Source organism: Kosakonia sp. LAM2021 (genome assembly GCF_016620385.1).
GTDB classification, from domain to species: domain Bacteria; phylum Pseudomonadota; class Gammaproteobacteria; order Enterobacterales; family Enterobacteriaceae; genus Kosakonia; species Kosakonia sacchari.
In genome coordinates this window covers 57,793-81,174 of sequence record NZ_JAENHT010000006.1, presented here as the reverse complement: position 1 = coordinate 81,174, position 23,382 = coordinate 57,793, and the positions used below count along the sequence as shown (strand labels likewise).

Below are 23,382 nucleotides of genomic sequence, written 5' to 3'. Positions count from 1 at the left end.
CTCGCCGCAGATAAGGTAGTATCTGCGGCAATATTGCCGCCGCACAGGCGGGCGCATACGTTGAGGAATCACGATTAATGAGCGATATGGCAGAGCGCCTTGCGCTGCATGAATTTACGGAAAACGCATACCTGAACTACTCCATGTACGTCATCATGGATCGTGCGTTGCCGTTTATCGGTGATGGCCTGAAACCCGTTCAGCGTCGCATCGTTTACGCAATGTCAGAACTGGGGCTGAACGCCAGCGCGAAGTTCAAAAAATCCGCCCGTACCGTGGGCGACGTGCTGGGTAAATACCATCCGCACGGCGACAGCGCCTGCTATGAAGCGATGGTGCTGATGGCGCAGCCGTTCTCCTACCGTTACCCGCTGGTCGATGGCCAGGGCAACTGGGGGGCGCCGGACGATCCGAAGTCCTTCGCGGCGATGCGTTACACCGAATCCCGTCTGTCCAAATACGCCGAACTGCTGCTGAGCGAACTGGGCCAAGGCACCGTTGACTGGGTGCCGAACTTCGACGGCACGATGCAGGAGCCGAAAATGCTGCCTGCGCGCCTGCCGAATATCCTGCTCAACGGTACGACCGGTATTGCCGTGGGGATGGCGACAGATATTCCGCCGCATAACCTGCGCGAAGTGGCTAACGCGGCGATCACCCTGATCGAACAACCGAAAACCACGCTCGATGAACTGCTGGATATCGTGCAGGGGCCAGACTACCCAACCGAAGCGGAAATCATCACCTCCCGCGCTGAAATCCGCAAAATCTACCAGAACGGACGCGGTTCGGTGCGTATGCGCGCGGTGTGGAAAAAAGAGGATGGCGCAGTCGTCATTACCGCGCTGCCGCACCAGGTTTCCGGCGCGCGCGTGCTGGAGCAAATCGCCAGCCAGATGCGCAATAAAAAGCTGCCGATGGTCGATGATTTGCGTGACGAGTCGGATCATGAAAACCCGACGCGTCTGGTGATCGTGCCGCGCTCCAACCGCGTGGATATGGAGCAGGTGATGAACCACCTGTTCGCCACTACCGATCTGGAAAAAAGCTACCGTATCAACCTGAACATGATCGGCCTGGATGGCCGCCCGGCGGTGAAAAACCTGCTGGAGATCCTCACCGAGTGGCTGGCGTTTCGTCGCGATACCGTGCGTCGTCGCCTGAACCACCGGCTGGATAAAGTGCTCAAACGCCTGCATATCCTTGAAGGTTTGCTGGTGGCGTTTCTTAATATCGACGAAGTGATCGAAATTATCCGGACGGAAGATGAGCCGAAACCGGCGTTGATGTCGCGCTTCGGTATCAGCGAAACGCAGGCGGAAGCGATCCTTGAGTTAAAACTGCGCCATCTCGCCAAACTGGAAGAGATGAAGATCCGCGGCGAGCAGGACGATCTTGCAAAAGAGCGCGATCAGCTGCAGGCGATCCTGGCCTCTGAGCGCAAGATGAACAACCTGCTGAAGAAAGAGCTGCAAGCTGATGCCGCCGCGTTTGGCGACGATCGCCGTTCACCGCTGCACGAGCGTGAAGAAGCGAAAGCGATGAACGAGCACGATATGCAGCCTTCTGAGCCGGTGACCATTGTGTTGTCACAAATGGGCTGGGTGCGCAGCGCCAAAGGCCACGACATCGACGCGCAGGGGCTGAGCTACAAAGCGGGCGATAGCTGGAAGTCTTCCGTAAAAGGCAAGAGCAACCAGCCGGTGGTGTTTATTGATACCACCGGTCGTAGCTACGCCATCGATCCGATTACGCTGCCTTCCGCACGCGGTCAGGGCGAGCCGTTAACCGGTAAGCTGACGCTGCCGCCGGGGGCGACCGTTGAGCATATGATGATGAGCAACGAGGATCAAAAACTGCTGATGGCGTCCGATGCGGGTTATGGCTTCGTTTGTACCTTCAATGACTTAGTGGCGCGTAACCGGGCTGGTAAGACGCTGATCAGCCTGCCAGAAAACGCCAAAGTGATGCCGCCGCTGGAGATCGAGAACGACAGCGACATGCTGCTGGCGATCACCGCCGCAGGCCGTATGTTGATGTTCCCGGTCAGCGAGCTGCCGCAATTGTCGAAAGGTAAAGGCAACAAGATTATCGGTATCCCTTCCGCTGATGCGGCGTCAGGCGCAGATAGCCTTGCGCATCTCTATTTGCTGCCGCCACAAAGCACGCTGACCATTCATGTTGGCAAACGCAAAATCAAACTGCGCCCGGAAGAGCTGCAAAAAGTGCAGGGCGAGCGCGGGCGTCGCGGTACGCTGATGCGCGGCCTGCAAAAAATTGACCGTGTCGAGATTGACGCGCCTTCCCGCCCAGGTGCGGGCGACAGCGAAGAGTAATCTTCGCCGCCAGGCTCCCCACCTTCCCGGTGGGGAGATCTTTCTGAGAAAATTTCCCGTAAAAGCGTTGTTAATTCGTGCATTGCGATTAACAATACGTTTTTTTAAAGGCCGCACACCCTACTGCGGCCTTTAAAAAAATAGCCCAGGCCCGCTGCGGGTCGACGGCGACACAGCCAGTTTCAGCGTGATGGCGCTGGCGTGTATATAATGCTCAAAGGTATGGGCTTCAGAGGTTTGTTATGCTATTCATTTTTCGCGTCATTATTGTCGTCATCTACTCCATTCTGGTGTGCGTATTCGGCTCTCTCTATTGTTTACTCAGTCCGCGTAATCCTAAACACGTTGCCACCTTCGGCCATATGTTCGGTCGCCTTGCGCCGGTCTTTGGTTTGAAAGTCGAAACCCGTCTGCCTCCAGGCGCGGAAAAGTTCGGTAACGCTATCTATATTGCGAACCACCAGAGCAACTACGATATGGTGACCGCCTCCAGCATTGTGCTGCCGCCAACGGTCACCGTCGGTAAGAAAAGCCTGCTATGGGTGCCGTTCTTCGGCCAGCTTTACTGGCTGACCGGTAATCTGCTTATCGATCGCAACAATCGTGCAAAAGCGCACGGCACCATTGCCGAAGTGGTGAAACAGATCCAGAAACGCAATATTTCTATCTGGATGTTCCCGGAAGGCACCCGCAGCCGCGGTCGCGGTTTGCTGCCGTTCAAAACCGGCGCGTTTCATGCGGCGATTGCCGCTGGTGTTCCGATCATTCCTGTTTGTGTTTCCAACAACGCGAACAAAGTTAACCTCAACCGTCTGCGCAACGGGCTGGTGATTGTCGAGATGCTGCCGCCGGTGGATGTTTCGCAATTTGGTAAAGATCAGGTACGCCAGCTGGCGACGCACTGTCGTGAACTGATGGCGGCCAAAATTGCAGAGCTCGATAAAGAAGTTGCAGAACGCGAAGCAACCGGCCGGGTTTAATCTGTTTTATTTCGCAACACCGCAGGAGAGAAAACCTCCGGCGCATTGAGTCAGTTTTACACGGAGCAAATATGTCACTCAGTCGGCGTCAGTTTCTTCAGGCATCCGGGGTTGCGCTTTGTGCAGGCGCGGTGCCGCTGAGGGCAAATGCTGCCGGGCCGCAACCGCCGCTGCCCATTCCTCCGCTGCTGGAATCCCGGCGCGGTCAGCCGCTGTTTATGACCTTACAACGCGCGCACTGGTCGTTTGCCACCGGCACTCGGGCGCAGGTTTCCGGCATTAACGGGCGTTATCTTGGGCCGACAATCCGCGTCTGGAATGGCGATGACGTTAAGCTGATTTACAGCAATCGGCTGGCGGAAAACGTGGCGATGACCGTGAGCGGTTTGCAGGTGCCTGGCCCGCTTATCGGCGGCGCGGCGCGCATGATGACCGCCAATAACGACTGGGCACCGGTACTGCCGATCCGCCAGAGCGCGGGGACGTTGTGGTATCACGCCAATACGCCGAACCGTACCGCGCAGCAGGTGTATAACGGCCTCGCCGGGATGTGGTTGGTCGAGGATGAGATCAGCAAAACGCTGCCGATCCCTAAGCACTACGGCGTAGATGATTTCCCGGTCATTATTCAGGATAAACGGCTGGATAATTTCGGCACGCCGGAATACAGCGAGCCGGGCAGCGGGGGATTTGTCGGTGATACGCTGATGGTCAACGGTGCGCAAAGTCCTTATGTCGAAGTCTCTCGCGGCTGGGTGCGTCTGCGTCTGTTAAATGCTTCAAACTCCCGCCGTTATCAATTGCAAATGAGCGATGGTCGCGCACTGCATGTCATTGCCGGCGATCAGGGTTTTTTGCCAGCGCCAGTCTCGGTTAAGCAGCTTTCTCTGGCACCGGGCGAGCGGCGCGAAGTGCTGGTGGATATGACCAACGGTGATGAAGTGTCGATCACCTGCGGTGAAGCGGCGAGCATTATGGATCGCCTGCGCGGCTTCTTTGAACCGTCGAGTATTTTGATCTCCACGCTGGTGTTGACGCTGCGACCAACCGGCCTGCTGCCGCTGGTCACCGACACGCTGCCGATGCGCCTGTTGCCGACCGATATTCAGGCCGGTACGCCAACCCGCAACCGCGACATTACCCTGGGTAGCGATCCGGGCATTAACAGCCAGCTGTGGGATACGCAGCGTATCGATATTACCGCCCAGCAGGGCACCTGGGAGCGCTGGACGGTGCGTGCGGAGATGCCGCAATCGTTCCATATGGAAGGCGTGATGTTCCAGGTGCGCAATGTGAATGGCGCGATGCCTTTCCCGGAAGACCGGGGCTGGAAAGATACGGTCTGGATTGACGGTCAAGTGGAGCTGCTGGTGTGGTTTGGTCAGCCTTCATGGCCGCACTTCCCGTTCCTGTATCAAAGCCAGACGCTGGAAATGGCCGATCGTGGTTCCGTGGGGCAACTGCTGGTGAACCCCGCGCCATAACTGACCTGGCCTGGTGGCTGCACGCTTATCAGGCCTTGACAAAATCCTCCTTCATTTCGTGCAAGTTTACGGCGTATAATCGCCGCCCTTTGATGATTTTTTTACCACTTTTGGAAGCAAGATGAGCGCAATATCCCTGATCCAACCGGATCGTGACCTTTTCTCATGGCCCCAGTACTGGGCGGCCTGCTTCGGCCCCGCGCCGTTTTTGCCGATGTCGCGCGAAGAGATGGATCAACTTGGCTGGGATAGCTGCGACATCATTCTGGTGACGGGTGATGCCTATGTCGACCACCCGAGTTTCGGCATGGCCATTTGCGGCCGTATGCTCGAAGCGCAGGGCTTTCGCGTTGGCATCATCGCCCAGCCGGACTGGAACAGCAAAGACGACTTTATGCGTCTCGGTAAACCAAACCTGTTCTTCGGCGTGACCGCCGGTAACATGGACTCAATGATCAACCGCTACACCGCCGATCGTAAGCTGCGCCATGACGATGCTTACACGCCGGATAACGTCGCCGGTAAACGCCCGGATCGCGCGACGCTGGTTTATACCCAGCGCTGTAAAGAGGCGTGGAAAGATGTGCCGGTGATCCTCGGCGGTATCGAAGCCAGCCTGCGCCGTACCGCGCATTATGATTACTGGTCTGATACGGTGCGCCGATCGGTGCTAATTGATGCCAAAGCCGACATGCTGATGTTCGGCAACGGCGAGCGCCCGCTGGTGGAAGTGGCGCACCGCCTGGCGGCCGGTGAGCCAATCGGTGAAATTCGTGATGTGCGTAATACCGCGATCATCGTCAAAGAAGCGTTGCCGGGCTGGAGCGGCGTTGATTCCACGCGCCTTGATACGCCGGGAAAAATCGATCCAATTCCGCATCCTTACGGCGACGATCTGCCGTGCGCTGATAACAAACCGGTTGAGCCGAAAGCGCAGGAAGCAAAACGCGTTACCGTCCAGCCGCCGCGCCCGAAACCGTGGGAGAAAACCTACGTGCTGCTGCCTTCCTTTGAGAAGGTGAAAGCTGACAAAGTGCTCTACGCGCACGCGTCGCGCATTCTGCACCACGAAACGAACCCCGGCTGCGCCCGTGCGCTGCTGCAAAAGCATGGCGATCGTTATATCTGGATCAACCCTCCGGCGATCCCGCTGTCGACTGAAGAGATGGACAGCGTTTTTGCGCTGCCTTACAAGCGCGTGCCGCACCCGGCATACGGTAACAGCCGTATTCCGGCCTACGAGATGATTCGCTTCTCGATTAACATCATGCGCGGCTGCTTTGGGGGCTGTTCTTTCTGCTCGATCACCGAGCACGAAGGACGCATTATTCAGAGCCGCTCCGAAGATTCGATCATCAATGAGATCGAAGCGATTCGTGACACGGTGCCCGGTTTTACCGGCGTAATCTCCGATCTTGGCGGTCCAACCGCCAACATGTATATGCTGCGCTGTAAATCGCCGCGCGCTGAACAGACATGTCGCCGTCTCTCCTGCGTTTACCCGGACATCTGTCCGCACATGGACACTAACCATCAGCCGACGATCGATCTCTATCGCCGCGCCCGCGATCTGAAAGGTATCAAGAAGATCCTGATCGCTTCCGGCGTGCGTTACGATCTGGCGGTGGAGGATCCGCGCTATGTGAAAGAGCTGGCGACGCACCACGTCGGCGGTTATCTGAAGATTGCCCCGGAGCATACCGAAGAGGGACCGCTGTCGAAGATGATGAAACCGGGAATGGGCAGCTACGACCGCTTTAAACAGCTGTTCGACACCTATTCTAAAGAGGCGGGTAAAGAGCAGTATCTGATCCCGTACTTTATCTCTGCGCACCCCGGCACGCGCGATGAAGATATGGTGAACCTGGCGCTGTGGCTCAAGCGTCACCGTTTCCGCTTAGATCAGGTGCAGAACTTCTATCCGTCACCGCTGGCTAACTCGACGACCATGTATTACACCGGGAAAAACCCGCTGTCGAAGATCGATTACAAGAGCGAAGAAGTGGTAGTGCCGAAAGGGGATAAACAGCGCCGCCTGCATAAAGCGCTGCTGCGTTATCACGATCCGGCTAACTGGCCGCTGCTGCGCCAGGCGCTGGAAGCGATGGGTAAAAAGCACCTGATTGGTTCACGCCGTGAATGCCTGGTGCCAGCGCCGACGCTTGATGAAATGCGTGAAGCGCGACGCCAGAATCGCCAGTCGCGCCCGGCACTAACCAAGCACACGCCGATTGTGCATCAGCGCAGCAACGGCAAAAACACCGCCGCAGCGCCAGCGAAGAAAAAAGCCTCACGCGTGCGTTAAGCACATAAAAATCCCGGCGAGATGCCGGGATTTTTATTTTCTGTAGACAAAAAGCCACAATGACAGCGTTGTGGCCTGCTGGAAAAACTTAACCCCCGAACTGATCCGGGTCCGGGCCCAGCCGTTTACCGGCATCCAGTTTGGCGATCTCCGCCAGCTCGTCTTTATCCAGGCGGAAATCCCAGACGTTAAAGTTCTCGGCAATACGCGTCGGCGTGACCGATTTCGGGATCACTACCAGGCCGCTATCAAGATGCCAGCGGATCACCACCTGAGCAGGGGTTTTGCCGTATTTATCCGCCAGATCGCGGATAATTTTTTGATCAAACACCCCTTCGCCGCCCTGTGCCAGCGGGCTCCAGGACTCGGTCTGGATTTTATGCGTCGCGTTCCAGGCATGCAGTTGCCGCTGTTGCATCAACGGGTGCAATTCGATCTGGTTAATAACCGGGATCACGCTGGTTTCATCAATGATTTTTTGCAGGTGGTGGATCTCGAAATTACACACGCCGATACTTTTTACCAGCCCCTGTTTTTGCAGCTCGATCATGCCTTGCCAGGCCTCAACGTAATGATCGATAGCCGGAACAGGCCAGTGCATCAGATAGAGATCGACGTAATCCAGTTGCAGCTTTTTCAGGCTGGTTTTCAGCGCTTCGGCGGGATGTTTTTGATCGTCATTCCACAGCTTGGTGGTGATAAATAACTCCTCACGCGGCACCCCTGCGCTGGCTAACGCTTTGCCAACGCCCTCTTCGTTCTTATAGGCGGCGGCGGTATCAATGGAGCGATATCCCACCTCCAGCGCCTTTTGGATGGCGGTTATCACTTCCTCGTTGCTCGCTTTCCACACGCCAAGACCCAGTTGCGGCATCAGGTTGCCGTCAGAAAGCTTAATCACGGTTGGATGTGTCATGCATTTCTCCTTTGAATAAGCTTACCGGGACGAGCCCGGTAAGGTGATGTGCATTAAGTGTGGTCGAAAAAACCAAAAACGGAAGGCGGGGCAATGAGACCTTAACGTGCCGCTTCGTAAATACGACGGCTCACATCCAGCGTGATATCCTGGCGTTCGCCCAGTTTTGTCATGCCGTGTTCTTCCAGTTTCGCCAGCAGCGCCGGAATGGAACTGCCGTCCAGGCCATAACCGGAAAGGCGGGTCGGAACGCCCATCTGCTCGAAGAAGTTGCGCGTGGCTTCAATCGCCGCGTCGATACGCTCGTTCTCAGAACCGTCTTTGATGTTCCAGACGCGCTCTGCGTATTGCAGCAGTTTTTCGCGTTTGGTGTCGCGTTTCTCATTCCACAGTGCAGGCAGAACCACCGCCAGCGTCTGGGCATGGTCAAGTCCATGCATCGCTGTCAGTTCGTGGCCCAGCATGTGCGTGGCCCAATCCTGCGGCACGCCCGCGCCAATCAGGCCGTTCAGCGCTTGTGTCGCCGCCCACATCACGTTGGCGCGCACGTCGTAGTTTTCCGGCTCCTGCAAGGCTTTCGGGCCTTCTTCAATTAGCGTCAGCAGAATGCCTTCGGCAAAGCGATCCTGGATTTTGCCATCAACCGGATAAGTGACGTACTGCTCAACGGTGTGAACAAAGGCGTCAACCACGCCGTTCGCCACCTGGCGTGGCGGCAGGGTATAGGTGTAGACCGGATCCAGCACCGCGAAGACCGGCTGAACGAACGGGGAGTGGAACGCCTGTTTGTCGCCGGTCGCTTTACGCGATACCACTGCGCCTGCGTTGGACTCGGAACCGGTCGCCGGCAGCGTCAGCACAGAACCCATCGGGATCGCGCTTTTAATTTCGCCGCCGCGCGTTTGCAGGATGTGCCACGGATCAATGCCATCAGCATAGTGAGCCGCCGCGGCGATAAATTTGGTGCCGTCCAGCACGGAACCGCCGCCGACTGCCAGCAGGAAGGTGATGTTTTCATCTTTAACAACCTGTACCGCTTTCATCAGCGTTTCGTAGGTCGGGTTCGGTTCGATGCCGCTGAATTCACGCACATCCAGCCCTTGCAGCGCGCTGTAAACCTGGTCGAGCACGCCGTTTTTCTTCACGCTGCCGCCACCGTAGGTGATCAGTACGCGTGCGCCAGTCGGGATTTGCTCACGCAGATTGGCAATGGCACCTTTGCCGAACAGGATGCGGGTCGGGGTATGCAGATTAAAATTGTTCATTGCTCGTTCCCTTCTTATTGAGGTGAAAAAAGAGTGTGGCGGTGATTTGCCCAATGGCGATTATTGTGGGCGCGGGCTGGCGCGCTCTCAATGCACATTCCTGCCGATGTCTTGCCTGTTTCTCCTTGTGACTGGAGAAAAAGCACAAAAGTTTGCACACTGTACGGGTCGAAATAGCCTGCCGGAGTGGCGAGAAATGAAGCGTGAAGAGATTTGCCTGCAGCTCACTGAAAAGATTAAGCGATTGAAAGTGAATGAAAATAGGCTCAATGCACTGCTGCCGGATATTCGCTTGCTGTACGGTACTCAGCCGGGAACCCGTACGCCGGTGATGTATCAGCCGGGCATCGTTTTTCTCTTTTCCGGTCACAAAATTGGTTATATCAATGAAAGAGTTTTTCGTTATGACACCAATGAATATTTACTGCTGACCGTACCGCTACCGTTTGAGTGTGAAACCTTCGCCACGCCGGAAGTACCGCTGGCGGGGATCCGTTTGAATGTCGATATTCTGCAATTGCAGGAGCTGCTAATGGATATCGGCGAAGACGAACATTTTCGCCCGGATGTGGCGGCAAGCGGCATTAACTCAGCGGTGTTATCGGAGGAGATCCTCTGTGCCGCTGAGCGTTTGCTGGATGTGATGGAACGTCCGCTGGATGCGCGTATTCTCGGCAAACAGATTATCCGCGAAATGCTTTACCACGTGCTAACCGGGCCGCGCGGCGGGGCGCTGCTGGCGTTAGTTAGCCGCCAGACCCACTTCAGCCTGATAAGCCGCGTGCTAAAACGCATTGAAAGCCAGTACACGGAAAACCTCAGCGTTGACCAACTGGCGGCGGAAGCCAATATGAGCGTCTCGGCGTTTCACCATAACTTTAAATCGGTGACCAGCACCTCGCCGCTGCAATACCTGAAAACTTACCGTCTGCACAAAGCGCGCATGTTGATGGTGCACGATGGTATGAAAGCCGGGGCGGCGGCCATGCGCGTTGGCTATGAAAGCCCGTCGCAATTTAGCCGTGAGTTTAAGCGCTATTTTGGCCTGACGCCGGGAGAAGATGTGGCGAGAATTCGCATGATGCAGGGAATGTAAGACTTCCCCTCTTCATGGCGAAGAGGGGAAACGCGTTACGCGTTGCAGTATTTTTTCTTCAGCACCACAGTGACAGCGCCAACCAGGCCGACAACCAGCAGGAACACCGGCAGCAGCATCAGGAAGGTCATTACCTGATCTTCATGGCGTTTCACAAATGGGATCATGCTGATGGCGTAGCCCAGCGAGGTCACCGCGCCGACCCACAGCAGCCCGCTCAGCCAGTTAAATAACTGGAAACGGCGGTTAGAGAGGCCGGAAATGCCCGCCATCGTCGGCAGCAGGGTGCGGATAAAGGCCAGGAAACGCCCCGCCAGCAGTGCCAGCAGACCGTGACGGTCAAACATATAGGTCGCCCGCTCGTGATATTTAACCGGCAACTGCGAGAGCCAGCTTTTCACCACGCGCGTATTCCCAAGCCACTTGCCCTGGATATAGCTCAGCCAGCAACCGAGACTGGCGGCGGAAGTTAGGATGGCTAACGTCGCGACGAAATCCATGCAGCCGCGCGCAATCAACGCACCAGCAAGCAGCAGCAAACTGTCACCGGGTAAAAACGAAGCAGGAAGCAGGCCGTTTTCTAAAAAGAGGGTGGCAAACATTACTAAATAAACAACACCCACAACATGTGGATTTGCCAGCGCAGCAAAGTCGTGATGCCAGAGCGCAGCAATAATATCTTGAATAACAGCCATGGACTTTCCCGTGGAACCGCGTAGAGGAGGCTATTGTACTCCAGTTCGCCTGAAACACCTTGATCGGGGGCGCAAGAAACAGAGAATTTTCTGAATACTTACGCCCGTAAGCCTGGTTTACACAATGCGCTGAAAGCCCGCCACTAAATCCTCAATCAGATCGTCAACATTCTCTAAACCAATGTGCACTCGGATTAATGTGCCGGTGAAATCCACGTCACCGTCCGGGCGAATCGCCGCCAGCTGTTCTGGCTGGTTGGCGAGTATCAACGACTCGTAACCGCCCCACGAATACGCCATGCTGAACAGCGAGAAATGGTCGAGGTAGTTGGCTAATTCTTCATTACTTAAGCGCTTATTCAGCACAAACGAGAACAAGCCGCTGCTACCGCTAAAATCCCGCTGCCAGAACTCGTGGCCTTTACTGCCGGGAAGCGCCGGGTGATTAACGCGCGCCACCTGCGGATGTGCCGCCAGCCATTCGGCAATTTTCAGGCTGCTTTCGTGGTGCTGACGCAGACGAACGCCCAGCGTACGCAGACCACGGCTGGTCATATACGCCGTGTCGGCATCCACCATTTGCCCCATCAAATAAGCGTTTTCACGCAGTTGTTCCCAACAGCGGGCGTTGGATACCGCCGTACCGATCATGCCGTCGGAGTGGCCAATCAGGTATTTGGTTGCCGCCTGAATCGAGATATCAATATCGAATTCCAGCGCCTTAAACAGAACGCCCGCCGCCCAGGTGTTATCGATCATGATAATGGCGTCTGGCGCAACGCTTCGCACCGCCTGCACAATCGCCGGAACATCGTGGACTTCCATGGTGATTGAGCCGGGAGACTCCAGGAACACTACTTTGGTGTTTGGCTGAATCAGCCGCACGATGCTGGAACCTATCATCGGGTCGAACCAACTGGTGGTGACGCCGAGTTTGGCGAGAATTTTGGTGCTGAAATCCTGGCTGGGTTCATAGGCGGTGTTGGTCATCAACACATGATCGCCTTGTTCAACAAACGCCAGAATGGTATTTGCCACCGCCGCAGCGCCGCAGGGGAAGAGCGCACAGCCCGCACCGCCTTCCAGTTCACACATCGCGTCTTGCAGCGAAAAGTGCGTGAGCGTGCCGCGACGACCGTAAAACAGTTCGCCGTTGGCGCGGTTACGTGTCGCGTGTTTTTTGGCTTCAACAGTGTCGAATACCAGTGAAGAGGCGCGTTGGATAACGCTGTTCACTGACCCTTGCGTGTATTTTTTGCTGCGCCCTGCGTTAACCAGAGCGGTATCAAGATGCTTTGCCGTCATTCTCGCTCAACCTGTTTTTATACGTCTGGATGTCCAGACTACCATGATTGTTGACGGATGCCTCGCAGTGTTGTGCCGGTGAGTGAATTTTTTCCAGAAAATGTTCAATGGAGTCTGTTTACTGCGTAAGCGCAAAGAAAATGACTTTTAATTCAGGCACTCTGCAAATACTAATGAGAACTACTATCAATTCGACGACTTTTTGATATCATGGCGCACAGATTTTGTGATTTGCGTCTCGGAGATACACTGTGGGTAATAATTTGATGCAGACGGATCTATCCGTGTGGGGCATGTACCAGCATGCCGACATCGTTGTGAAGGTGGTGATGATCGGCCTGATTCTGGCGTCTATCGTCACGTGGGCGCTTTTCTTCAGCAAAAGCGTTGAGATGATTTCACACAAGCGCCGCCTCAAGCGTGAGCAGCAGCAGTTAGCTGAAGCCCGCTCTCTGGATCAGGCGAGTGAAATTGCTTCCGCTTTCCACGCGCGCAGCCTGAGCACAATGTTGATCAACGAAGCCCAGAACGAACTGGCGTTATCCGCAGGCAGCGAAGATAACGAAGGCATTAAAGAGCGCACCGGTTTTCGTCTCGAACGCCGCGTTGCTGCCACCGGTCGCCATATGGGGCGTGGGAATGGCTATCTGGCAACGATTGGCGCAATCTCGCCGTTTATTGGTCTGTTTGGTACCGTTTGGGGCATCATGAACAGCTTCATCGGTATTGCGCAGACGCAAACCACCAACCTCGCGGTTGTCGCGCCGGGCATCGCGGAAGCGCTGCTGGCAACGGCTATCGGCCTGGTTGCTGCTATCCCGGCGGTGGTGATTTACAACATCTTCGCCCGTATGATCGGCAGCTATAAAGCGACCCTCGGCGATGTTGCCGCGCAAGTTCTGCTGCTGCAAAGCCGCGATCTGGATCTGGCTGCCAGCAACGCTCAGCCGGTTCGCACCGCGCAAAAATTACGAGTAGGTTGATTCGTCATGGCAATGCGTCTTAATGAAAACCTGGACGATAACGGCGAAATGCATGAAATCAACGTCACGCCGTTTATCGACGTGATGTTAGTGCTGCTGATTATCTTTATGGTGGCCGCGCCGCTTGCCACGGTTGATGTGAAAGTTAACCTGCCGGCATCGACCAGCCAGCCGCAGCCGCGCCCGGAAAAACCGGTTTACCTGTCGGTAAAAGCCGATAACACCATGTTTATTGGTAACGATCAGGTTACCGATGAAACGATGGTTAACGCGCTGAATACGCTAACCGAAGGTAAAAAAGACACGACTATCTTCTTTCGCGCGGATAAAACCGTTGATTACGAAACGATGATGAAGGTGATGGATACGCTGCATCAGGCGGGATATCTGAAGATCGGTCTGGTGGGCGAAGAAGTCGCGAAAGCGAAGTAATACTGAATCAATTAAAAAGCTGGCGAATGCCAGCTTTTTTATGCCTGTTATCCAAGGTGCTCGCCGCCCGTCACGCCATGCACTTCGGCGGTAACGTAGCTTGATTCCTGGCTCGCCAGATAAACATAAATCGGTGCCAGTTCTGCAGGCTGCCCGGCACGCTTCATTGGCGTTTGCTGGCCAAACTGCGGCAGTTTCTCCTGCGGCTGACCCCCGGCAATTTGCAGCGCTGTCCAGATTGGTCCCGGGGCTACGATGTTAACCCGAATCCCTTTTTCCGCGACCTGCTTCGCCAGTCCCCGGCTGTAATTGAGGATTGCCGCCTTGGTTGAGGCGTAGTCCAGCAGATGAGTACTCGGTTGATACGCCTGAATAGACGAGGTGGTGATGATGCTCCCGCCCGGTGGCAGCAACGGCACGGCTTCCTGGGTTATCCAGAACAGCGCAAAAACGTTAACGGTGTAGGTTTGGGTAAATTGCTCTGTCGTCAGGTTGGCAATCTCTTCCACCGCAGTCTGTTTACCCGCCACCAGCGCCAGAATATCCAGCCCGCCAAGCTGCTCTTTTGCCTTGTGCGGCAAAGAGCGGGCAAAAGACTCATCGGTCAGGTCACCGGGAATTAACACCGCTTTGCGCCCGGCGGCTTCGATTTGCGCCTTCACCTGCTGCGCGTCTTCCTCTTCCGCAGGCAAATAGTTGATGGCGACATCTGCGCCTTCTCGCGCATAGGCAATAGCCGCCGCGCGGCCAATGCCTGAATCGCCGCCAGTCACCAGCGCTTTGCGATCTTTTAGCCGCCCGCTACCGACGTAGCTGTTCTCGCCGCAGTCGGGAACGGGATCCATCTTCGACTGTACGCCTGGCGTTGGTTGCCGCTGTTTCGGGTATTCGCCAGTGTAATACTGCGTGGTGGGATCCTGCATTTTCGTCTGGTTATTCGCCATTACGTACCCTCCATATCGGTTGTTGAGTACTTAAGGGTAGAAGCCTGAGCTGAAAATGCAGACTAATTCAGGATTATCTTGAGGCGAAGGAGTACAAGCGTGGGAGAGGTAAAGGGCTATTTAGTGTTTGCGGCTCGCTTCGCCGCCGCTTCTTCTTCCAGTGCCACGGTCGTTACATTTGAGGTGCGATATTCGCCATCGCTTAGTTTGCGGCTCAGGCGTAACGTCGCGGTTTCGCGGCTCAGAATGTACTGATAGTTCGCTTCCAGGCGCCCCATGATTTTGTCCCGCAACTCTGGTTTTTGCGCGATGATGGCGTCGATGACAGCGCCATAAATCTCTTCTTTCACCTGCAGGGGATAGATTTCGCGACGGTTCTGCCATTTCAGGCGCACCAGTGCCGCAGGAATAGAAATCAGTTCACGCGCGATTCGCTGAATAGTTTCGTTTTTGCTTAATATCAGGGCTTCTTTATTTTGCTTTAAGATAAATTCATCACTTTTTTTCTCTTCTAAAGCTAAATAAACGTTATTATTATCGGCCTCTTTCACGTTATTCATCCCCGAACTTATAAAACATTGGCGTATCTTTTTCTCGGGTAATGAGGTTAAGCCAAATCTCATTACCTGCTTCATTTATTTGCTGAGTTTTATCCGCAATTATTTGGCTTAATGTTTGGGCATCTATCTCGCCTTCTGCTTGTAAATCATTAAGTAAACGCGCGAAAGTCTCGATTTTTACCACACACAATAGCCGCTCTTTTATATGGCGGTCGCGTTCTTCCAGTAGCATATTTCTCGACTGCCCGGTACGGCTGGCATTCGCTAATATATCGTTAGCATGTTCAGCGAGTGTTCTTTTACCCTGAGTTAAATTAGGCTCTTTTCCTTCTTCTCCAGGCTTGGTTTCAACGGCAGAAATGTGAAATCGTGCCGGGACAAGATTCTCGGGAAGCATTTCCAATGTCCTTTAATATCAACAGGGAAGAGGGTGTTCAGGCGTGAGGTTCGTTGACAATATCATGGCGCACTTTTAAAATCAAAAAAAAGGAGCCTGCTCATGAACAGTATTTTTTATTCTGTTATTGCTTTATTGCTGCTGACGGGCGGCGTTCTTTTATTGATGCGTGAGTACAATAAAAAAGCTCCCCTTAGTGAAATTGATAATCCGCCTTTACCACCGCAACCGTTATCAAAAGAGGAGGGGGAAGATCATTTCTCCGCGTTAATGAATGCGATTACGCCAGTGTGGTACTGGCGTGTTAATCATGAATATATAGATTTTCTTCATGCGACAATTAAGCGCATGAATATGGCGGAATTAAATAGTACGCCTGGGTTATTTGAAGCGCAGCGTCGCTGTAGCGATCTGAATTCTGCGGTGTATAAGTATTACGACAATATAAAGAAGCGCTGCGTAAATGGTGAAAAAGTACCGCATTCGGATCTGGATGTGCTCAACCTGCGTCAGTGTTTTCGTGAATTCAGTATGGAAGCATATCCGGCGCTGGTCGTGCTGGTATGGCCAGAGAACCAACGACCGTGGGTCAACCCCGAAGAGGTGTAGTGCCGTGTTGCTTTAGTGTTGCAAATTGTTTGCCTGGCTGGGATATACTGAGCGCCGGTTTAGCAATCTGAAGAGACTTTACGCAACATGGAACGCTTTCTGGAAAACGCAATGTACGCTTCGCGCTGGTTGCTCGCCCCGGTTTACTTCGGCCTCTCCCTTGCCCTGCTTGCGCTGACGGTAAAATTCTTCCAGGAGATTTTTCACGTCCTGCCCAATATCTTCAACCTGGCGGAAGCGGATCTAATCCTGACGCTGTTGTCGCTGGTGGATATGACGCTGGTGGGTGGTTTGCTGGTGATGGTGATGTTTTCCGGCTATGAAAATTTCGTCTCACAGCTCGATATCGCCGAGCATAAAGAGAAGTTGAACTGGCTTGGCAAAATGGACGCCACATCGCTGAAAAACAAAGTGGCGGCGTCGATTGTCGCCATTTCGTCGATTCATCTGCTGCGCGTGTTTATGGATGCCAAAAACGTCCCGGATAACAAACTGATGTGGTATGTGATTATCCATCTGACGTTTGTGCTTTCTGCTTTTGTGATGGGCTACCTGGACCGATTAACCCGCCACCAACACTGAGTTCATTGCCGGGCCGCATCCTGCCGCCCGGCATTATCGTTTTACTTATCTGAAGAAGCCTGCCACAAATTCAGCTCGCCATCGGCAACGTGCTTGTCGATCTGCGCCAGTTCCTCGCTACTAAAACTGAGGTTGTTCAACGCCTGAACGTTCTCTTCAAGCTGTTCCGGACGGCTCGCGCCAATCAGCACCGACGTGACTCGCGCATCTTTTAACAGCCAGCTCAGCGCCATTTGCGCCATCGACTGACCGCGGCGCTGTGCCATGTCATTGAGCAAGCGCAAGCTGTTGAGGTTGCTCTCTGTCAGCATTTTCTCCGTCAGACCGCGCACTTTTTTGCCTTCACGCTGCATGCGCGAGCCTTCCGGAATACCGTTCAGGTATTTGCCGGTTAGTAGCCCTTGCGCCAGCGGAGTAAAGGCGATGCAACCCACGCCGTTATCTTCCAGCGTATCCAGCAGGCCGGTTTTATCTACCCAGCGATTGAGCAGGTTGTAAGAGGGCTGGTGGATAAGCAGCGGTATTTTCCACTCACGCAACAGCGCCGCCATTTGCTGCGTGCGCTCGGTGGAATAGGAAGAGATGCCGACATACAGCGCTTTACCGCTCTGCACCGCCTGCGCCAGCGCGGATGCCGTCTCTTCCATTGGCGTTTTTTCATCAACCCGGTGTGAGTAAAAGATATCCACGTATTCGACGCCCATCCGCTTCAGGCTTTGATCGAGGCTGGCGAGCAGGTATTTGCGTGAACCGCCAGAACCGTACGGACCTGGCCACATATCGTAACCGGCTTTGGTGGAGATAATGATCTCGTCGCGGTATGCGGCAAAATCCTCACGCAGCAAGCGGCCAAAGTTCTCTTCCGCGCTGCCCGCTGGCGGCCCGTAGTTATTGGCTAAATCAAAGTGGGTAATGCCGAGGGAAAATGCTTTGCGCAGCAAGGCGCGCTGTGAGTCCAGGGCGTGCCCGTGACCAAAACTGTGCCACAGACCGAGCGAAAGTGCGGGCAGTTGCAAGCCGCTCTTGCCGCAGTAACGGTACTGCATCTGTTCGTAGCGATTCGGGTTGGCGAAGCCAGGCATGATGTCTCCTATCTTTTTAATCTTATCGATGAAAATTCGAAACAACGTTTCTATCTTACGTCTGTTTTCTGCACATCAAAAGATGAGGTTGTTTCTGGATGTTTTTTGAGCGAAAAGCGGAGCGCTATGCTTTGCTTAGAGAGGCGTACAACGACGGAGATAAACGATGACGCGGTTAACGGCGAAAGATTTCCCGCAGGAGTTGCTCGATTACTACGACTACTACGCACACGGCAAGATCAATAAGCGAGAGTTTTTACAGCTGGCGGGCAAATATGCGGTGGGCGGCATGACGGCGCTGACGCTGTTCAACTTATTGAAACCGAACTACGCGCTGGCAACGCAGGTGGAATTCACCGATCCGGACATTCATCCCGAATACATCACTTATCCGTCGCCGAACGGGCATGGCGATGTGCGTGGTTACCTGGTCAAACCGACAAAAGCGCAGGGCAAAGTGTCGGCAGTGGTGGTGGTACATGAAAACCGTGGGTTAAACCCGTATATAGAAGATGTGGCTCGCCGCGTCGCCAAAGCAGGTTACATTGCGCTGGCACCGGATGGTTTAAGCTCCGTGGGCGGTTACCCGGGTAACGATGATGAAGGCCGCGCATTGCAGCAGAAAGTTGACCCGACAAAGCTGATGAATGATTTTTTTGCCGCCATCGAGTTTATGCAAAAGCATCCGCAGGCGAGCGGCAAAGTGGGGATCACCGGTTTTTGCTATGGCGGCGGCGTGTCAAATGCCGCAGCGGTGGCTTACCCTGAGCTGGCGTGCGCGGTGCCTTTTTATGGTCGGCAACCTCCGGTGGCGGATGTTGCGAAAATCAACGCGCCGCTGTTGCTGCATTACGCTGCGCTGGACAAAAACATCAATGAAGGCTGGCCTGCTTATGAACAGGCGTTAAAGGCCCATCAAAAAGTTTTTGAAGCGTGGGTTTATCCCGGCGTTAACCACGGTTTTCACAACGATTCAACGCCGCGATACGATAAGGCGGCGGCCGAATTGGCCTGGCAACGCACCCTGGAGTGGTTCAAAAAGTATCTCGCCTAGTGGCTGTAATGTTGGCAGGGATGCCGAAAATATAAAAAAGTTTAATATCTCGAATTTTCTTTATTTATCGACGTAAATTAACGACATAAGCAATGATTGCCAGCTTTTTAAGTCAGAAATGCAGAGGAATAGATAATTAACGTAATAACTTTGATTTTCTGGCTTTTCCTGGCAGGCAAAAAAGCGTCTTTAATTTACTTTAGGCACCCGTTCTTTCTGCGAAAATTCCTGGGAAAGCGGCTAAAAAAACGGCGCGGCCTAAATCGTCGAGGGCTATTCATAATATTTATCAATGTATACAAAAATAATCGTTTGTAGAGGTTTTGTCTCCGCGCTCATTGCATGACCTGGCAACGTGCGCGAGCCGCAGCACCTCTACAGACCGCGATATGATTGGGTTTTAACATGATACCCGGTATCATTGTCTGCCTCACTATCGGGTTGTGTTGCATAAAAAAACATCTTTTTTAACATGACTTCACAAGCATTTAAAGCTTGCTTAACTGTTATTTTTTTTAAATTTTTTAGCGAATGATTAGTGATGTTTATCGGTGTTTTTCAAATGGCGATAATAACCATTATCGCTATGTTAAAGCGTGCTTTTTATATCGTTACATGATGCTATGTTTATTTGTTAATTATGGTTTTAATTTTATAGTACAACGTTTTAATAATGGGCGTTCTTTCCTTTTGCCATATTTATGGTCGTTTTTATAATAAAGTATTAAATTAAAATATCTTTTATTATTAGCATGTTATGTTGTTGTTTGTTGGCGGATTGCGTTGACGTTAACCGCTTTTACGGTGAAATAAAGTTAGCAGAATAATCGTTTTAGCGGCGACTCAAGTGGCAGAAGAAAGACAAAAGGTCAACGCTGTTTTCATACAAAATTTTTTAGCCAGACATTTAATATTTTCCGCACCTTGCCGATAAATGGAGATAACTCTCGCCCGCAGGCGAGAAAGCACCATTACCGCAAGGACAATATTATGAATATGCTTCGTAACTTTACTATACGAGCCGTGATGCTGGTGATCCTCGGGATCTTCGGCGTGCTGTGGTCTGGCGTCGGCTTGTATAGTGTTTTTTCTCTGTCAAAAGTCGCTGATGGCAATGAAGTTGATCGCCAGCTTGTGACGCAAATGACCCTTCTTAGCCAGGGTAATGATCAGTACTTCCGATTCGTTACCCGTCTTAGCCGTGTGATGGAAGCCAAAGCTGCGGGTGGCACGCCAGATATGGCACCGGTGCAACAGGCGCTGGATACCATGTCGCGTAAATTGGTGGAGTTTAAAGCCGTATCGCCAGGCCCGATGGATCCTAAAGTATCCGAACAAGTGATTGCCGCCTGGCAGGCGCTGCTGGATCAAGGGGTAACTCCGCAGATGCAGCTGGCGCAGCAAGGTACTCCAGACGCGTACCGCCAGCAGGCCAATAATGTTACGCCGGGTTTGAGCCGCAACTTCGGTACGGCGACGGAAAGCTTTAATAAAGCGGCCAGCAACAGCCTGGATGAAACGCGTGTGATGGTTGATGCGCGCACCAGCACCACGCGTGTCGCGATTATTACGGCGATGGTGATTGGCTTGTTAATTCTGCTGTTCACCGACCGCTATCTGGTCGCCATGCTGGTGAAACCGCTGAATCGTATTCGCGCGCACTTCCGTTTGATGGCGCAGGGCGATCTCAGCCAGCCGCTGGAAGATATGGGACGTAACTGCGTGGGTCAGGTGATCCCGCTGCTGTTAGCAATGCAGGATAGCCTGCGTGAAGCGGTGAGCAGCATTCGCCACGGCAGCGAGAATATCTGGCGCGGCGCGTCCGAAATCTCTACCGGCAATAACGATCTCTCTTCCCGTACGGAAGAGCAGGCTGCGGCGCTGGAACAAACCGCTGCCAGCATGGAAGAGCTGACCTCAACGGTAAAACTGAACGCGGATAACGCCAACCAGGCTAGCGAACTGGCACAAGTGGCGTCGACCACCGCCAGCAAAGGCGGCGCGCTGGTAAAAGAAGTCATCAGCACGATGGATGGCATCTCTGACAGCTCGAAGAAAATCGCCGAAATCACCAACGTGATTAACAGCATCGCCTTCCAGACCAACATCCTTGCGCTGAACGCCGCCGTGGAAGCCGCGCGTGCGGGTGAGCAAGGTCGTGGTTTCGCGGTGGTCGCGGGTGAAGTGCGTAACCTCGCCAGCCGCAGTGCCGGCGCGGCGAAAGAGATCGAAACGCTGATCGCGGATTCCGTTTCCCGCGTGGAGAAAGGCGCGAAACTGGTTAATGACACTGGCACCACCATGGAAAGCATTCTGCGTGCGGTGAGAGAAGTGACCACCATTATGAAAGAGATTGCTTCTGCGACGGATGAACAGAGCAAAGGCATCTCTCAGGTGGGCGTGGCAATTACCCAGATGGACAGCGTAACGCAGCAGAACGCCGCGCTGGTGGAAGAGATTTCCGCCGCCGCAGCCGCGCTGGAGCGCCAGACCGAAGAGTTGCAGCGTTCCGTGCAGCAGTTCCGCCTTTCCAGTGACGAGCAGCAGAAACCTGCGGCCACCGCGCTGGTAAAACCGGATTTATCACGCGGCGCACCGCGTAAAGCAGCAACGTCTTCGGATGAGTGGGTCGCGTTTTAATCAGCGCTATCGCCGCCACGAAAGATCGTTATATAATTTTCTATATAACGATTGTGGGGGTGATAACGATGGACAACCATTTTGGTAAGGGCTTGATGGCCGGGCTGAATGCGGCGCAGGCGGACAGCGCCAGTAACGTGGCGCATTTCTGCCCGGACTATAAGCGTGGTTTTGTACTCGGGTTTTCGCATCGGATGTTTGAAAAAACGGGCGATCGTCAACTCAGCGCGTGGGAAGCAGGCATTCTTACGCGTCGCTACGGGCTGGATAAGGACATGGTGATGGATTTCTTTCGCGAGAGCCACTCCAGCACTGTGATCCGATTTTTTATGGCGGGTTACCGTCTCGAAATCTAAAAATAAGCTTTGCTCAATATGTCGTTCTCTTTTGTGAAGGTCACTTTTGTCGAGGGTGACTTTCATTTTTTTTGCCGTTTTGTGCCCCTAAGCCCCTCATTTTTCTGTGACTACTGCAACACTCTCCGGCTTTTTGCATAATACCCTTGTTTTTTATGTGATTATTTGTCGGGGCGATCGCAGCATTCATCTGCCAATCAGGTGGAGAATAATCCTAGTCCAGGCTAAGGGATAACAATAAATGGCAGGAGAGAACCAACAATTTGCGTCTCATGGCGTGAGCCGTCGTGATTTTATGAAACTGTGTGCTGCATTGGCGGCGACCATGGGGTTAAGCGGTAAAGCCGCTGCCGAAATGGCCGAAGCTGTCAGTCACCCTCAGCGTCCACCCGTTATCTGGATTGGCGCGCAGGAGTGCACAGGCTGTACTGAATCACTGCTTCGCGCGACGCACCCCACCGTAGAAAACCTTGTGCTGGAAACCATTTCGCTGGAATACCACGAAGTGCTTTCTGCCGCGTTTGGTCACCAGGTTGAAGAGAATAAACACCGGGCGCTGGAACAGTATAAAGGCCAGTACGTGTTGGTGGTCGATGGCTCGATTCCGATGAAAGACGGCGGGGTTTACTGCATGGTGGCCGGCGAACCGATTGTCGACCATATTCGTAAAGCGGCGGAAAACGCGGCGGCGATTATCGCCATTGGCTCCTGCGCTGCCTGGGGCGGCGTGGCGGCGGCGGGCGTTAACCCGACTGGCGCAGTCAGCCTGCAAGAGGTGCTGCCTGGCAAAACGGTGATCAACATTCCCGGCTGCCCGCCGAACCCACAAAACTTCCTTGCCACGGTGGCGCATATCATCACCTTCGGCAAACCTCCGGCGCTTGACGCCAAAAACCGTCCCCGCTTTGCCTACGGGCGCTTAATTCACGAGCACTGCGAACGTCGGCCGCATTTTGATGCCGGACGTTTTGCGAAAGCGTATGGCGATCAGGGGCATCGCGAAGGCTGGTGCTTGTATCACTTAGGGTGCAAAGGCCCGGAAACCTGGGGCAACTGCTCAACGTTGCAGTTTTGCGATGTGGGCGGTGTCTGGCCCGTTGCCATTGGTCACCCGTGCTACGGCTGCAACGAAGAAGGTGTTGGCTTTCACAAAGGCATCTCCCAGCTTGCACATGTGGATAACCCTACGCCGCGCGCCGAGAAACCAGACGTCAACCTGAAAGAGGGCGGCACCGTGTCGGCAAGCGCTGTCGGTTTGCTGGGTGGCGTTGTAGGCCTGGTGGCGGGTGTCGGCGTGATGACCGTGCGTGAACTGGGTCGCCAGCAGAAGAAAAACGACACGGATTCACAGGGAGACTAGC

21 protein-coding genes are annotated in these 23,382 nt (G+C 53.9%); 13 read left to right on the top strand and 8 right to left on the bottom strand.

What is annotated here, in order from left to right:
* The first annotated feature begins 77 nt into the window (after positions 1–77).
* The 4 genes from parC (at position 78) to JKP81_RS14270 (ending at position 7,105) form a co-directional block, all read left to right on the top strand.
* Entirely contained in the window at positions 78–2,336 is a 2,259-nt protein-coding gene (gene parC, locus JKP81_RS14285; RefSeq protein WP_200552267.1) for a DNA topoisomerase IV subunit A, read from the top strand.
* Between the two features lie 242 nt (positions 2,337–2,578).
* Positions 2,579–3,316, top strand: a complete 738-nt coding sequence (gene plsC / locus JKP81_RS14280) for a 1-acylglycerol-3-phosphate O-acyltransferase (RefSeq protein WP_200552266.1) — start codon at positions 2,579–2,581, stop codon at positions 3,314–3,316.
* A 71-nt stretch (positions 3,317–3,387) separates the two neighbouring features.
* Positions 3,388–4,800 (top strand): cell division protein FtsP, encoded by a 1,413-nt coding sequence (ftsP, locus tag JKP81_RS14275; protein WP_200552265.1) that lies wholly within the window; start codon positions 3,388–3,390, stop codon positions 4,798–4,800.
* A gap of 121 nt (positions 4,801–4,921) precedes the next feature.
* The gene (locus JKP81_RS14270) at positions 4,922–7,105 is read left to right on the top strand and encodes a YgiQ family radical SAM protein (RefSeq protein ID WP_200552264.1); all 2,184 of its coding nucleotides are present in this window, start codon (positions 4,922–4,924) and stop codon (positions 7,103–7,105) included.
* 88 nt (positions 7,106–7,193) lie between these two features.
* On the opposite strand, the gene dkgA is transcribed toward JKP81_RS14270, so the two are convergent.
* Positions 7,194–8,021: a 2,5-didehydrogluconate reductase DkgA gene (gene dkgA, locus JKP81_RS14265; protein ID WP_200552263.1), complete on the bottom strand. Its 828-nt coding sequence runs from the start codon at positions 8,019–8,021 to the stop codon at positions 7,194–7,196.
* A 101-nt stretch (positions 8,022–8,122) separates the two neighbouring features.
* Positions 8,123–9,286, bottom strand: coding sequence for an alcohol dehydrogenase (gene yqhD / locus JKP81_RS14260; RefSeq protein ID WP_200552262.1), 1,164 nt, complete (start codon positions 9,284–9,286; stop codon positions 8,123–8,125).
* A gap of 196 nt (positions 9,287–9,482) precedes the next feature.
* On the opposite strand from yqhD, the gene JKP81_RS14255 reads away from it, so the two are divergent.
* Positions 9,483–10,382 carry an AraC family transcriptional regulator gene (locus tag JKP81_RS14255; protein ID WP_017457477.1) on the top strand — a complete coding sequence of 300 codons (900 nt, stop codon included), beginning with the start codon at positions 9,483–9,485 and terminating at the stop codon, positions 10,380–10,382.
* Between the two features lie 35 nt (positions 10,383–10,417).
* On the opposite strand, the gene JKP81_RS14250 is transcribed toward JKP81_RS14255, so the two are convergent.
* Together JKP81_RS14250 and metC are read right to left on the bottom strand one after the other, a co-directional pair.
* Positions 10,418–11,077: a DedA family protein gene (locus JKP81_RS14250; RefSeq protein ID WP_020455265.1), complete on the bottom strand. Its 660-nt coding sequence runs from the start codon at positions 11,075–11,077 to the stop codon at positions 10,418–10,420.
* Between the two features lie 117 nt (positions 11,078–11,194).
* A complete protein-coding gene (gene metC, locus JKP81_RS14245; protein WP_200552261.1) occupies positions 11,195–12,382 on the bottom strand; it encodes a cystathionine beta-lyase in 1,188 nt (395 codons plus the stop codon).
* 251 nt (positions 12,383–12,633) lie between these two features.
* On the opposite strand from metC, the gene exbB reads away from it, so the two are divergent.
* Positions 12,634–13,365: a tol-pal system-associated acyl-CoA thioesterase gene (exbB, locus tag JKP81_RS14240; protein WP_200552260.1), complete on the top strand. Its 732-nt coding sequence runs from the start codon at positions 12,634–12,636 to the stop codon at positions 13,363–13,365.
* A 6-nt stretch (positions 13,366–13,371) separates the two neighbouring features.
* Positions 13,372–13,797, top strand: a complete 426-nt coding sequence (gene exbD, locus JKP81_RS14235) for a TonB system transport protein ExbD (protein WP_017457481.1) — start codon at positions 13,372–13,374, stop codon at positions 13,795–13,797.
* Between the two features lie 47 nt (positions 13,798–13,844).
* On the opposite strand, the gene JKP81_RS14230 is transcribed toward exbD, so the two are convergent.
* From JKP81_RS14230 to JKP81_RS14220, 3 genes are all read right to left on the bottom strand, one after another.
* Positions 13,845–14,741 carry an SDR family oxidoreductase gene (locus JKP81_RS14230; protein WP_020455261.1) on the bottom strand — a complete coding sequence of 299 codons (897 nt, stop codon included), beginning with the start codon at positions 14,739–14,741 and terminating at the stop codon, positions 13,845–13,847.
* A 116-nt stretch (positions 14,742–14,857) separates the two neighbouring features.
* The gene (locus JKP81_RS14225; protein ID WP_200552392.1) at positions 14,858–15,301 is read right to left on the bottom strand and encodes a cytoplasmic protein; all 444 of its coding nucleotides are present in this window, start codon (positions 15,299–15,301) and stop codon (positions 14,858–14,860) included.
* The gene (locus JKP81_RS14220; protein WP_200552259.1) at positions 15,294–15,698 is read right to left on the bottom strand and encodes a hypothetical protein; all 405 of its coding nucleotides are present in this window, start codon (positions 15,696–15,698) and stop codon (positions 15,294–15,296) included. The genes JKP81_RS14225 and JKP81_RS14220 overlap by 8 nt, the downstream gene beginning before the upstream one ends.
* Before the next feature lie 102 nt (positions 15,699–15,800).
* On the opposite strand from JKP81_RS14220, the gene JKP81_RS14215 reads away from it, so the two are divergent.
* Together JKP81_RS14215 and JKP81_RS14210 are read left to right on the top strand one after the other, a co-directional pair.
* Positions 15,801–16,307: an ESA_00282 family adhesion-associated protein gene (locus JKP81_RS14215; RefSeq protein WP_017457485.1), complete on the top strand. Its 507-nt coding sequence runs from the start codon at positions 15,801–15,803 to the stop codon at positions 16,305–16,307.
* 87 nt (positions 16,308–16,394) lie between these two features.
* Complete coding sequence (locus JKP81_RS14210; RefSeq protein ID WP_017457486.1) at positions 16,395–16,889, top strand: TIGR00645 family protein; 495 nt, start codon at positions 16,395–16,397, stop codon at positions 16,887–16,889.
* 41 nt (positions 16,890–16,930) lie between these two features.
* Here JKP81_RS14210 and JKP81_RS14205 read toward each other — a convergent pair whose 3' ends face one another.
* On the bottom strand, positions 16,931–17,971 hold the full coding sequence (locus JKP81_RS14205) for an aldo/keto reductase (protein WP_200552258.1): 1,041 nt from the start codon (positions 17,969–17,971) through the stop codon (positions 16,931–16,933).
* Positions 17,972–18,137: 166 nt separating this feature from the next.
* On the opposite strand from JKP81_RS14205, the gene yghX reads away from it, so the two are divergent.
* From yghX to hybO, 4 genes are all read left to right on the top strand, one after another.
* Positions 18,138–19,025 carry a YghX family hydrolase gene (yghX, locus tag JKP81_RS14200; RefSeq protein WP_200552257.1) on the top strand — a complete coding sequence of 296 codons (888 nt, stop codon included), beginning with the start codon at positions 18,138–18,140 and terminating at the stop codon, positions 19,023–19,025.
* A 990-nt stretch (positions 19,026–20,015) separates the two neighbouring features.
* Positions 20,016–21,665 (top strand): methyl-accepting chemotaxis protein, encoded by a 1,650-nt coding sequence (locus JKP81_RS14195; RefSeq protein ID WP_200552256.1) that lies wholly within the window; start codon positions 20,016–20,018, stop codon positions 21,663–21,665.
* Positions 21,666–21,733: 68 nt separating this feature from the next.
* On the top strand, positions 21,734–22,021 hold the full coding sequence (locus tag JKP81_RS14190) for a DUF2623 family protein (protein WP_025263833.1): 288 nt from the start codon (positions 21,734–21,736) through the stop codon (positions 22,019–22,021).
* A 241-nt stretch (positions 22,022–22,262) separates the two neighbouring features.
* Entirely contained in the window at positions 22,263–23,381 is a 1,119-nt protein-coding gene (gene hybO / locus JKP81_RS14185) for a hydrogenase 2 small subunit (RefSeq protein ID WP_086873409.1), read from the top strand.
* Position 23,382 lies beyond the last annotated feature (1 nt).

What these genes read in the sequence shown, in the direction of transcription:
- parC (WP_200552267.1), top strand. Translation starts at nt 78, where the DNA reads ATGAGCGATATGGCAGAGCGCCTTGCGCTGCATGAATTTACGGAAAAC.
- plsC (WP_200552266.1), top strand. Translation starts at nt 2,579, where the DNA reads ATGCTATTCATTTTTCGCGTCATTATTGTCGTCATCTACTCCATTCTG.
- ftsP (WP_200552265.1), top strand. Translation starts at nt 3,388, where the DNA reads ATGTCACTCAGTCGGCGTCAGTTTCTTCAGGCATCCGGGGTTGCGCTT.
- JKP81_RS14270 (WP_200552264.1), top strand. Translation starts at nt 4,922, where the DNA reads ATGAGCGCAATATCCCTGATCCAACCGGATCGTGACCTTTTCTCATGG.
- dkgA (WP_200552263.1), bottom strand. Translation starts at nt 8,021, where the DNA reads ATGACACATCCAACCGTGATTAAGCTTTCTGACGGCAACCTGATGCCG.
- yqhD (WP_200552262.1), bottom strand. Translation starts at nt 9,286, where the DNA reads ATGAACAATTTTAATCTGCATACCCCGACCCGCATCCTGTTCGGCAAA.
- JKP81_RS14255 (WP_017457477.1), top strand. Translation starts at nt 9,483, where the DNA reads ATGAAGCGTGAAGAGATTTGCCTGCAGCTCACTGAAAAGATTAAGCGA.
- JKP81_RS14250 (WP_020455265.1), bottom strand. Translation starts at nt 11,077, where the DNA reads ATGGCTGTTATTCAAGATATTATTGCTGCGCTCTGGCATCACGACTTT.
- metC (WP_200552261.1), bottom strand. Translation starts at nt 12,382, where the DNA reads ATGACGGCAAAGCATCTTGATACCGCTCTGGTTAACGCAGGGCGCAGC.
- exbD (WP_017457481.1), top strand. Translation starts at nt 13,372, where the DNA reads ATGGCAATGCGTCTTAATGAAAACCTGGACGATAACGGCGAAATGCAT.
- JKP81_RS14230 (WP_020455261.1), bottom strand. Translation starts at nt 14,741, where the DNA reads ATGGCGAATAACCAGACGAAAATGCAGGATCCCACCACGCAGTATTAC.
- JKP81_RS14225 (WP_200552392.1), bottom strand. Translation starts at nt 15,301, where the DNA reads ATGAATAACGTGAAAGAGGCCGATAATAATAACGTTTATTTAGCTTTA.
- JKP81_RS14220 (WP_200552259.1), bottom strand. Translation starts at nt 15,698, where the DNA reads ATGCTTCCCGAGAATCTTGTCCCGGCACGATTTCACATTTCTGCCGTT.
- JKP81_RS14215 (WP_017457485.1), top strand. Translation starts at nt 15,801, where the DNA reads ATGAACAGTATTTTTTATTCTGTTATTGCTTTATTGCTGCTGACGGGC.
- JKP81_RS14210 (WP_017457486.1), top strand. Translation starts at nt 16,395, where the DNA reads ATGGAACGCTTTCTGGAAAACGCAATGTACGCTTCGCGCTGGTTGCTC.
- JKP81_RS14205 (WP_200552258.1), bottom strand. Translation starts at nt 17,971, where the DNA reads ATGCCTGGCTTCGCCAACCCGAATCGCTACGAACAGATGCAGTACCGT.
- yghX (WP_200552257.1), top strand. Translation starts at nt 18,138, where the DNA reads ATGACGCGGTTAACGGCGAAAGATTTCCCGCAGGAGTTGCTCGATTAC.
- JKP81_RS14195 (WP_200552256.1), top strand. Translation starts at nt 20,016, where the DNA reads ATGAATATGCTTCGTAACTTTACTATACGAGCCGTGATGCTGGTGATC.
- JKP81_RS14190 (WP_025263833.1), top strand. Translation starts at nt 21,734, where the DNA reads ATGGACAACCATTTTGGTAAGGGCTTGATGGCCGGGCTGAATGCGGCG.
- hybO (WP_086873409.1), top strand. Translation starts at nt 22,263, where the DNA reads ATGGCAGGAGAGAACCAACAATTTGCGTCTCATGGCGTGAGCCGTCGT.